The 11,312-nt window shown below is 35.7% G+C and carries 9 protein-coding genes; 2 read left to right on the plus strand and 7 right to left on the minus strand.

The annotated features are described in order from the left end of the window. Together AC1W31_RS19070 and AC1W31_RS19075 are read left to right on the plus strand one after the other, a co-directional pair. Positions 1 to 387: PH domain-containing protein (locus AC1W31_RS19070; protein WP_481736086.1), on the plus strand; the 387-nt coding region annotated here is incomplete at its 5' end. A gap of 179 nt (positions 388 to 566) precedes the next feature. Then, complete coding sequence (locus AC1W31_RS19075) at positions 567 to 857, plus strand: DUF1599 domain-containing protein (RefSeq protein WP_481736087.1); 291 nt, start codon at positions 567 to 569, stop codon at positions 855 to 857. A 241-nt stretch (positions 858 to 1,098) separates the two neighbouring features. Here AC1W31_RS19075 and AC1W31_RS19080 read toward each other — a convergent pair whose 3' ends face one another. The 7 genes from AC1W31_RS19080 to AC1W31_RS19110 all read right to left on the minus strand — a co-directional run bounded on the left by AC1W31_RS19080 (position 1,099) and on the right by AC1W31_RS19110 (position 11,103). Beyond that, complete coding sequence (locus tag AC1W31_RS19080; RefSeq protein WP_481736088.1) at positions 1,099 to 2,625, minus strand: RagB/SusD family nutrient uptake outer membrane protein; 1,527 nt, start codon at positions 2,623 to 2,625, stop codon at positions 1,099 to 1,101. A 63-nt stretch (positions 2,626 to 2,688) separates the two neighbouring features. Then, entirely contained in the window at positions 2,689 to 6,009 is a 3,321-nt protein-coding gene (locus tag AC1W31_RS19085) for a SusC/RagA family TonB-linked outer membrane protein (protein ID WP_481736089.1), read from the minus strand. Positions 6,010 to 6,045: 36 nt separating this feature from the next. Next, a complete protein-coding gene (locus AC1W31_RS19090; protein WP_481736090.1) occupies positions 6,046 to 6,951 on the minus strand; it encodes a hypothetical protein in 906 nt (301 codons plus the stop codon). A gap of 39 nt (positions 6,952 to 6,990) precedes the next feature. After that, positions 6,991 to 8,250, minus strand: coding sequence for a YdcF family protein (locus AC1W31_RS19095; protein WP_481736091.1), 1,260 nt, complete (start codon positions 8,248 to 8,250; stop codon positions 6,991 to 6,993). A gap of 697 nt (positions 8,251 to 8,947) precedes the next feature. After that, positions 8,948 to 9,802, minus strand: a complete 855-nt coding sequence (locus AC1W31_RS19100) for a TaqI-like C-terminal specificity domain-containing protein (protein ID WP_481736092.1) — start codon at positions 9,800 to 9,802, stop codon at positions 8,948 to 8,950. 162 nt (positions 9,803 to 9,964) lie between these two features. Then, the gene (locus tag AC1W31_RS19105; protein ID WP_481736093.1) at positions 9,965 to 10,231 is read right to left on the minus strand and encodes a hypothetical protein; all 267 of its coding nucleotides are present in this window, start codon (positions 10,229 to 10,231) and stop codon (positions 9,965 to 9,967) included. Then, entirely contained in the window at positions 10,168 to 11,103 is a 936-nt protein-coding gene (locus tag AC1W31_RS19110) for a site-specific integrase (RefSeq protein WP_481736094.1), read from the minus strand. The genes AC1W31_RS19105 and AC1W31_RS19110 overlap by 64 nt, the downstream gene beginning before the upstream one ends. Between the last annotated feature and the right edge of the window lie 209 nt (positions 11,104 to 11,312).

Below are 11,312 nucleotides of genomic sequence, written 5' to 3' on the forward strand. Positions count from 1 at the left end.
AAAAACCTCATGGGACTTTTAAACGCTTTGATGGGAAATTCTTCGGAAGTTTCCCCCGACAAAATAGCACACGAATTTGAATCAATTTTGATTGATGGCGAAACCATTATCAAGTCTTTCAAACTGATTCGGGATATGTTTGTTTTCACAAACAAAAGATTAATTTTGGTGGATAAACAAGGGGTTACAGGCACTAAAACCGACTTTATGACCATTCCGTACAAGTCAATCAACTATTTCTCAAAACGCTCTGCGAGTCTTTTGGACCTTGATGCTGAGATTTTGATTTGGATAAAAGGGTCTGATAATCCTATTCAAAAAGATTTCCGCAAAGGTGAAAACATCAATGATGTCTATAAAACGTTGAGTACTTTTGTGCTTGCGTAACTATGAGCTTTGAGCCGTGAGCTATGAGTTTTTATAGAATTACAGAATTAATAAAATAGTAAGCTAATAGCTCACGGCTAAAAACGACCAAAACAGGAACTGAATACCGATAAAATATTGCCATTTGCAAAACCTTATTCCAGAAGAAAAACAAGAACTACGGTACACCTTGACGGATTTTGAGATTACCAAGCCTGACTGACCAGATATTTATCAACGCCCAACGCATTCGTTTTATTCAAGAAAAAGGTGTTCAGATAATTGAGGATGGCATTGAAGGAGAATTTATCGGGATTATCAATTATTGTGTGATTGCTTTGATTCAAAAAAAGTTAGAATATTCGGAGCAAAATGAATTTTCGAAACAAGAAGTGAGTGATTTATACGATGCACAAGTGGAAGAAACCTTAAAGTTGCAAAAAATATCCACTCAACCCGTGGCACAGCCAAAGAAAAAGGCTAAGGCTTAGGCTTGGTTTTGTGTCGAGAATTTGTGGAAATACAAGGCGGGAGCATAGAAATTAAGAATATTAAATTGACGGTGATCAGTTGTTATTTGCCAGTTGAGGAGTTGGTACTGTGATATTTTGCGAAAATATTAAAGTAAAAACCCTCAAATCGTACAGATTTGAGGGTTTAAAAATAAGTATGAAATTGAAATAATTTACTTCTCAACTTCATGCAATTTTAATGGATATATTCCCAAATAGACTAATAACCAGTATTTTGGTACATCTTTTCCGGGTTCAATTTTACTTCATCAAATGGAATAGGGAATAAAGAATCCTTCATACCAAAATTAGAAATTTTAGCAGTACCATAATCAGCTTGCGTTTTGGTTTTCATGTAAGTAACTAACTCTGTTGGCGTAAAGAATCGCAACAAATCAAACCAACGGTGATGTTCAAAAGCTAATTCAACCCGACGTTCATGCAAAATAGCCAATTTTAACGTTGGGAAATTTGCACTATAATTAACATCGGTTTTTGCTACTTCATAGGTTGAAACCTTTGCTCTTTCACGAACTTGATTAAGAAATGAAATAGCCGTTGTTTCATCACCTAAATATAAATTCACCTCAGCAAGCATCAAAATGACATCTGCATAACGGACTATTGGCCAATCATTGCCACCGTAGCCGTTGGCTGTTGCAATAGCACTTGCATCTCTAAATTTGGTAATATACCAATCCTTCACCGAAGCATCATTGGCAAATTTTATCGAGAAATCTTTCCGTAAATCATTGTTTTCGTATTCTTTAACCAAGTCCATTTTTACGTTTCCACCAACGCCATTACTTGGTTTTAACGAATTTAAAGTTTCTCCCTTTGCCTGATTATTGGCAGCAATTGAAGAAGAATAAGTAACGTCTCCTTGTTTGTAAACAATCTGGAATATGATTTCAGAATTGGTTGACTTTTTATTTACGTCAAAAACATCAACGAATGGTATCTCCTTTAATAATCCAAATGTTCTCATTCCGTAAGCAGCCGTCAAATATGTTTTAGCATTGTTCAAATTTGCAGTACGATTTGTTTGATCCAATGTGGTTGCCATCGTTAAATATACTTGTCCAAGTAAAGCATTGGCAGCCGCCTTAGAAACTCTACCTTTCCCCGTAAGTGGCTGTTGATTTGGTAAATCACTGGCAACTGCATCCTTTAAATCCGCAATAATTTGCTCGTAAACTTTTTCCTTTTTCTCTCTGAAAGTATTAATAATAATATCATCCGTTGTATTTAATTGCTTCGTCACGAGCGGCACATCACCCCATTTTCTTACCAATTGAAAATATATCAATGCACGAACGAATTTTGCTTCTGCATTATAAATACCTTTATTCGCAGGAGTTGTAAAAGTCACTTTATCAATGTTTGAAGTAACCTGATTACAGCGTGAGATGGTTTGATACAATGATAACCAGTGAGCTTTTAGATAAGTATTGCTCGGTAAAATTGAAAAATCATTGAATTGAAATGGTTCACCCGCATTTGATTGGTTATCATTTCTACCTGCATCATCCGAACGCTCATCGGTAAAAAGTCCACTATTTTCACCAATATTATTGGAGCTACGAAGTGATTGATAAACGCCATTTACGGTTTGAAGTACATCATTTTCAGTTTGAAAATAGTCTGATGCTGCTACTGAATTTGGATCAGTTTGCAAAACAAAATCATCTTTGCAACCAGTAACGGCACCCGCAATTACCAGTAATATTATTAATTTCTTTATCATTTTATAAATATTTTTAAGGTGATTTTCGAGAAATTATCAAATGTAATTTCTCGAAAAATCAATTTAGAATGTCAATTTTGCACCAATATTATAAGCTCTCATCAATGGATATTTTCCATAATCAACGCCAGGAGTCAAGTTTGCGCCATCGTTATAATCAACTTCTGGATTGTATCCTTTATACTTTGAGATAGTGAAAGCATTATCAATTCCGATGTAAATTCTTGCGTTACTCAAAGCTTTTTGTGCTCCAAGCCATTTCGTTGGGATTGTATAACCAACCGTTAAATTAGTACAACGGAAGAATGAACCATCTTGCAAATAAAAGCTTGAAAGACGAGTACTATTGCTTTGGGTACCACCACGAGAAGCACGGAAGATTTGTCCATTTCCAGGTTCAGTTTCCGAACGATAACGGTCGGTAACGGAAGCGTACTGATTGCCAGAACCTTCCAAATTATAGACGTAATAATCTTGTCCGTCTAATATTTGATTGCCGTAAGAACCGTTAAAAGAAGAACTTAAATCAAGATTTTTGTACGTTACAGAAAGTGATAATCCGTAAGTGAATTTTGCGTAAGGTGTTCCGATGACAGTTTTGTCCAAATCATTAACTACACCATCACCATTGACATCTTCAAAATAAATATCGCCTGGTTTTAAGGTATTACTTGAAGCAGTTGAACGAGTAGGTCCTTTAATTTTATAACCGACTGGAAATGATTGCGTTGCAGTGTTGTAAACGGCATTGTCAGCCGCTAAATTTTCTACATCTGATTGACGAACCATTCCTTTTACCTTAAAGCCGTAAAACATACCGATTGGTTGTCCTTGTTGGGTAATGTGCGTTAAATATGAGCGTTCAGCCCCGTTGGTAATGATGGTACTTGCCCCGCCAAGGTCTAAAACCTCATTGCGATTGATGGATAAATTACCGCTTAAATTCACTTTCAGATCACTACTTTGTACCAAACGTGTATCAATTTGTAAGTCTAATCCTTTATTTTGAACTTTAGAATTTCTAAGGTTTGTCAAGATTGTTGAAGCACCCGAAATAGCAGAAACTGGTTGATTAAATAATAAATCAGATGATTGACTGATGTAATAATTCGCCATCACGTTTACTCGATTATTGAATAAACTAATATCCGTTCCGAAGTTGAATTGAGAAGTAGATTCCCATCCTAAACTTTGGTCACGAATAGCATTTGGGTATACTGCCGATTGAATTGTTCCATTACCAAACACAACCCCCGTAGGACTTGACATGGTTTGTAAATAATTGTAATTACCGATATTGTTATTTCCACTCAAACCCCAACTTGCTCGTAATTTCACCGAAGTTGCATCGCCGAATTTATTGGCAAAAAATGGTTCTTGTGAGATATTCCAACTGGCCGATAATGATGGGAAATTCCCCCAACGATTTAATGGACCAAAACGAGAAGAAGCATCACGTCTAAATGAAGCCGTTAAAAAGTATTTTTCTTTATAATTATAAGCCACACGACCCAAATAAGAAAGTAAAGTAGCAGTTGATTTTCCCGTTGCACCGTTCAAAGTAAACAAAGTTGGGTCAGCGCCTTTTGCCGTAATTTCTTCGATTCTATCGTTTTGAAATCCTTTTGCAGTTACACTAATTTGGTCAATGTCAAGTCTTTGGGCGGTATAACCAGCTAAAGCATTAATATGGTGTCCATCAAATTTTTGCGTATAATTCAACGTAAATTCAGCCAATTTATCCATTTCGGTTCTTGTCTGGGCAATAGCCGTTGCTGCTGCAATCGATTGTATTGAACCTGGAGCATTGGCTCCGTTACTCAAAGATGTTGGCAAATAAAATTCGTATTTTTCGCTGTAAGTCTGCAAACCTAAATTCACTTTTGCCGACAAACTTGGTAAAATTTGGTAAGTAGCATTGCCACTGAAAGTACCACGTAAACCTTTACGAGAAATATGCGTTTCAGTCGCCAAAGCCACTGGATTTTCTACTGATTGAAAGGCGTATAAAGCTGATTGAGATGCTGCTTCATTTTTACGCAAAGAACCATCATCGTTATAAGCTCTAAAAAATGGCATATAAATTAATGCGCCCAAAATTGGCCCTTGATTGAATCTTCCTTCTTGAACTTCACGATTTTCATTCGTTGTAATGGCTAAATTTCCAGCAACTCTCAATTTCTTACTAATCTGACCATCAATATTTGCACGGAAATTTATACGTTCTTGTTTGGTACTTTTGATAATTCCAGGTTGGCTTAAATAGCCACCGCTGATGGCATAACGACTGGTTGCATTGCCACCCGAAAATGATAAATTATGGCGTTGCGACAATGAATTCTGATATAATTCATCTTGCCAATCGGTATTATATTTGGGTTTGATAAGCGTTTGAGTACCAAAATTATAAAATTCAGCGGGAATACTTACTGACGAAGCATTACCAACTTTTGCAACACGAGTGGCATTATCATCCGAGAACATGGCATCCGTCCAAGTTTTACCAGAATTTACCACTAAATCACGGTAAGTATTGTTGTGACCATCAATTAATAATTGGGCAAATTGGTCAGCATTCAATAAATCTACTTTTTTACTCAACTGATTTATACCGTATTGAACGTCATACTGAAATTGCCCTTTGCCTTCTTTTCCTCTTTTGGTCGTAATTAAAACGACGCCACCCGAAGCTCTTGAACCATAAATAGCCGCAGAAGCCGCATCTTTCAAGATGTCAATTGATTCAATATCATTTGGATTGATAAATAAATCGTTGCCAACGGGATAACCATCCACTACGTATAAGGGGTCTGAACTGGCATTGATTGAGCCAACACCACGAACCCTAATTTTTGTACTCACATACGGCGCACCACTTACTTGTGAAACTTGTACGCCTGCTACTTTTCCGACTAACGCTTGACCTACCGTTGGCGTTGATAAGTTTAATTCTTTGGCTTTTACGCTTGAAATTGCCCCAGTCACATCACTTTTACGAACGGTTGAATAACCAATAGCTACTACTTCCTGCAATTCTTGCGAATTTTCCGTCAATTGTACATTAATTACTGATGAACTTCCAACGATAATTTCTTTGGAAGTATATCCCACAAATGAAAAAACTAACGTTGTACCTTCCTTTGCCGAAATTGAATATTTACCTTTTGCATCCGTAACCGTTCCTTTTCTTGTCGTTTTGTCGAAGACATTCACCCCAGCCATTGTCTCCCCAATTTCATTGGTAATCACCCCCGAAATTGTCTCTAAAGTTTGTTTAGCGTACGTTTTTGAAATTGCCTGCGACTGCTCTATCGAAAGAACTCCCGCAAGTGCAACCAACAGAATAACTCTCAGCCAAGTCTGTTTTTGTAATCGTGTTTGCATTATTTTGATTTTTATGATGATATTAATTTACTGTCTTTATTGCCAATTCACTTTCGTAAAATGAACATTTGCTTTGCGAGAAGAGGTAACTGCAATGCCTTTATTGCTATTTTTTGTGAGGGAAAACCCTTCTAATTCATCGGTTTTATCGAGGTCAATCGTTTTCAAAACCACTTCGTGACCCGTGGCTAAAGATTTCTCGAAATCCAAAAATGAAAAGCGCCAGCGACGACCTTCTATTTGATTCTGAATCAGTACTAAAATCTTTTTTTCAGGAATCCAAAGTAAATTCTGAACCCACGGACTACAAGTGAATTTATTGACGAGAACCCCTTTTTCGGAAGTCTTTTTGGCCGATTTAAGGACTAACGGGTCGTATATACGCACTTCATTTCTTTGATTTCCATAGTCTGCCGTTGCGATCAACCATTTATTTTTATATTTTACATATTCGGGGCGAGTTCCTTGAATACAAGCATCGTCTTCAATGGTATTTAATAAATTTCCATCGAGCGAATGGGTCTTTTGAATGCCATTCCAATCAACCTGATAGATCATAGCTTTCCAAAGCGTTCCCGCTGGATTTAGTCGAATGCTATTGCCAATAAACGTTGGTAGTCCTTCGTGTAAAGCAATTCCTGTTGGATGATTAATGACATCTTTTCCGTCAACGCTAAGTTTAATTTCATTTCCAGTATAAAGAATGGAATCATTTTTTAGCACATATTCTCGAATCATTCCAATCTCACGGTCGCCATAGATAAATACTCTGTCTTGCTGGATACTAATCCCTTGTCCAGCTCCTAAAGAATCAATATCAAAGGTTTTTGTGAGGGATAAGTCTATTTTTGAAAAATCTGCCGTTTGCGTAAAAAAGCACAAACTCAAAATCCCTGAGAGGATAATTCCACTCAGTTCGAGGAAGTTTTTTTTAGTTTTCATGAAGTTGTCTTAAAAATGCGTTCGTCTTTTTATAAAACACTAAGGGTCAAGTGGTTCGAGTGGATTGATTTGCAAAGCTTCAAGCATGGGATAAAATTCAGCTTCCGTTTCCGATAAACGTTTTCCTTTTCGGTACGGAACGTGTTTTAATTCCTTTTCGCAACGTTTATCTAAATTCAATTCTTGGATATACATACTTTGCGACTTTGATGTCGAAGTAATGCAAGGTTTATCAAAAGGAATTCCGTAGCGAAAAATCAGCCGAGCTGCATTGCGCATATTTGTAGTGGTATGGCGGGCGTGTGGTTCAACAATGATTGCATTGACGGGAATATGAAGCGTTTCAATCATGAATTTTTTCATTTCAATTGCTTCATTAAATTTAGTTTTGAAGGGATGAACATTTCCCCCAGACACCATCACAAAAGGCGCTAATCCTTCAAAATAGCGTAAAGCGGCAACCCTGCAACGCAGCATTCCTTCGGCACTCAAAGGCGTTTCGGGTTCTTCGGGGCCAGAACCTGGAATTAAAATAAGTGAATATTTATAATCATTCCATTTGATGGATTTAACTCGGTCAAAGGCTAATTTATTTACTGTAAAAGCCATCGGTTCATAATCAGCCACTTGATTTCGTTCGTTGATTTCTAACGACAGTAAAGCGGCTTTTAAAGAAGGTTCAAAAAATAATGATGCGTTTTTTGTTTCTTCATAAATGGTCTTCGATAAATCATCTACCAATTGGGAATAGTTTCTCTTTTTTACGTTAAAACTTATGGAATCAATGGTGGGATAATTCGGTTTTTGACCTTCTACGTAAACCGAAATTGTGAAATTAATACCTTCTATATCTTGTTCCCACGCTTTAATTAATTGTTCTTTATTGGAAAGTTTTTGCGATAAAATGTAAGTGCCAGATGGAATTAAATGCTCGGAAACTAATTTTCCTAAAGCATTATTGTCAGCATATAAATCCCCTAATCTATTGCTAATTTCCTGTATTTCAGCATGACTGAATTCCATCTTCTCCGTAAAGCAAGTAATACTGTTTTGACAATCGGTAGGTAATAAGTGGAGTCCTTTTATCCTCTGACTGGTGATGCGTTGAAGCGTTGTGTCCTTAGCAAGAAGTTGTTGAACCGAAGGAATATTTTGAAAAAGCGTGAGGAGATAATAGTTTTTTGATTGCGTAAAATTATTTCCTACTATCAAAGAATAATCGTTTTTTGCCTTTTGGTTTTGGGCAAAAGTTGGAAATACAAATCCGATTAAGCACAAGGTTAAATATAAATTTTTCATAAGTTGATTATGTTTTGTACAATTGGAAAAGTTTAAAGCTTAGACCATAAAATACAATTAGACTTAATGAAAAAGAGGTAATTTCTTTTTCATTAAGCGGATGAAATAGATTTGCTTGATTAATTGTGAGACAAAAGTAGTAGTTGAATGTAACTGGATAGTTATTCCCACAATATCTAATTGTTAATAATGCCAATCTGGTTTAAAATAGGTAATGAAAAGCGCCGTTGTTGCTATATCGGATTGCCGAAACGGTTAAACAGCGATTCCAACGCTTGATACAGCCTTGGAGAATAAGCCAACTGAGGCTTTTTTGAATTGTCTTTCCTTCTGGGTTTGTCCTTTGATTAACTTAACGGGTGTAAAAATGAATGTATCTTGTTGAGTCAAAAGTGCTTGATTTAGTGGAATAGCTGTATTGGCTTTATGGACAATAATAGTGAGGTTTTCCTTTAAATTTTGCCAGTAGCTGCCATTTGTAAATGAGTTTTTGTTTAATACTTTTATTTAGACACCGCAATCTCCGCCTCCGTTAAACCGTACAATCCATAAACTAAACTATCAATCTCCGCCTCCAAAACACTCGTATCCTATCCGCTAATATTTTATCCACTAAATCTATAAAAGGTTTTTCTTCCACATCGGTCGGATAATAAACTAATAAAGGTTCAAGAGCTTGAACACTAATTATTAAATCTCAGATGCCAGTTTTAGGAGCATTTTCAAATAATTTATAACTGCATAATTTTGAATTAAGCAAAGCCGTTAAATATTTCATTTTCTCATCTGTAGTGATACACGTGCTGTCTAAGCAAAATATTTCTTGGTCTGAACACGAAAAATGCAACTGCGAGCCTATTCGCTTCCAAATGAGCTTTTCCTTGGAGAATTCTTTATAAAATGCAATTGCATCTTGTGTCTCAAACCATTTATTCTGTGTTTTTTTTCTCGTAGTTTGAGTTATTCCATCTTCTATAAAACTTTCACCTATTTGGTGCAGTCGCTTACCAAAACTCTCTAAAATGAGTTTTATAGACGAATAAGAATTAATATTTATTTTTAAACTCGGGAGGGTATTTATTAAATAACTCTTATCCCAAGTAGTAGTATATCTATTAATGTCTCTACCTCTTAAAATGGGCTTAATTATTTTATCACTTTTTGAGTCTTGGATTATCAATTCTTGGCGTTTGGTTTCGTCTATCAAAAAAGCTTCGTTATATCCTGGCAGTATTTCTACTTCTACGATTTCTGGCTTATCAGTAGGATTTATCTTATCATTTAGCTGAGCTACTTTCTTTTTAAACACCCCAAAAAGTGAATCTCTGAAATGAAGAATTAATCCAAAAAATAAAATGAGTAAGAATATTCCGATGGTCTTCAACCAAAATGATTTTGTGGCATCATTACTCTTTTCGAGCATACTTGTATTTTGCTCTGGAATTCCTACTAAACCCAGAGAAGGAGTGGTGGCCTCAAATACACCAAATGGGTCTTTTGAATATAGATTATTGTGAATAAGGGAAAGATTGAATTTGATTTGGAACGACAACTTGTTGATAATAATGCTGAGTCAAAACGAAAACTATATCAGGTAAATCTTTTATACTATTATTATTTGATGCTATAACCTTAAAGATATTTTTAAGTAATGGCGTTTCATACTGTTTAATTCGCTCGTTGAGCAACTGTATTTTCTGGTTTTCATTAATTACTAATTGTGCTCTCTCACTTGTTGCTGATAACCGCTCAAGGCAACATTAACTTGCTTTTGAATATGTTCTTCACTGAGCTTTGCAGTAGTTTCTGAGGCCTCCTTCCAAATGCTTTTGGGAGTTTCTTTTAAGTGTTCGGTTAATGCCGCATTATTATTCATTAATTCAATCACTTTTCCTTGAGTTTCTTGTAAATTTTTCCTCACCTCAGTGAGTTCTTCGTGTAATTGTTGAATCTCGCCGTTTTCTTCCTGCGTTTCGGGCAATTGCTTGGAAACAATAAATATAATGGGCGACTACCTAATTTATCTGTTTTGATTGCTCTAAATTTTAGTATCAAGCCCTGTTTAGTTTCTGAAAATTTGGGTGGTCGTAAATCATAACAATCACAAAAACGAAGCCCTGTGTAACATCCAAACAGAAACATATCCCTTGCCATTTCTAATCTTACATAGTCTTTGATACTTTTATCAAAAACCAATGCTTCAACTCTTTCTGTTTCTTCAGGTAATAAAAAAAGAGTGTCTGTTTCTTCAGTTACTAATTTATAGTCTTTATACGGATTCTTATTGATTGGAAACAACTCTTGTCTAATCGCCGAGTTAATATACTTTCTGAGTTGCCTATGATATTTCTCAATAGTATTGACTTTGAGTTTCTTTACGTTTTGTAAAAATATCTCAAAATCTTGAAGTAAAGCATAATTCAAGTCTTTAAATTCAATCAACTTTGCAAGGCAATTTGCTTGATTTGTTAAGGTTACTTTTTTTAACTGAGTTTCTTTGGAGAGTTGATTTCTGAAGAATTCGGTGAAGGATATTTTGACAGGCTCAGGCACTACTTCAACTTTTGGAGGATTGAGTAACAAATCAAAATCAGACAAGCGAAACTTTTGATGTAGAGCTCTATACTCAACCTCAAATTTTTCTAACTCTGCGATGCGTTCTCTTAATAATTTTCCTGTGTAGGGTTCTTTGGTGGAATTGGTCTTGAAATCCCATTCTTTTGTAGTTAGACAGAGTTTTGTAGAAAAATATCTTCTACCACCATCTAAATAGACTTGAATTTGGACTAAGCCTTTTCCTTTTTTTAGGATTTCATTTTTTCGGTCAAAGACCAAACTGTACCTTGCTTTCATTTTGAATTGGTTTTAATTGCATGAGCAACAAACCTACCATCTAAAAATCATTGAAAAACTGGTATCAAACGAGTAGCAAAAAATCTGCTATTATCTGCTAAAACATAGTAAACGGATAAAGATTTATCCCTCTCCAAATGCGCTAAAAGGGCTTTAAACCAAAAATAGCACTCGTATGAGTGCTATTTGCGGTCTGGACGGGACTCGAA

It is taken from the genome of Arcicella sp. (assembly GCF_964672035.1).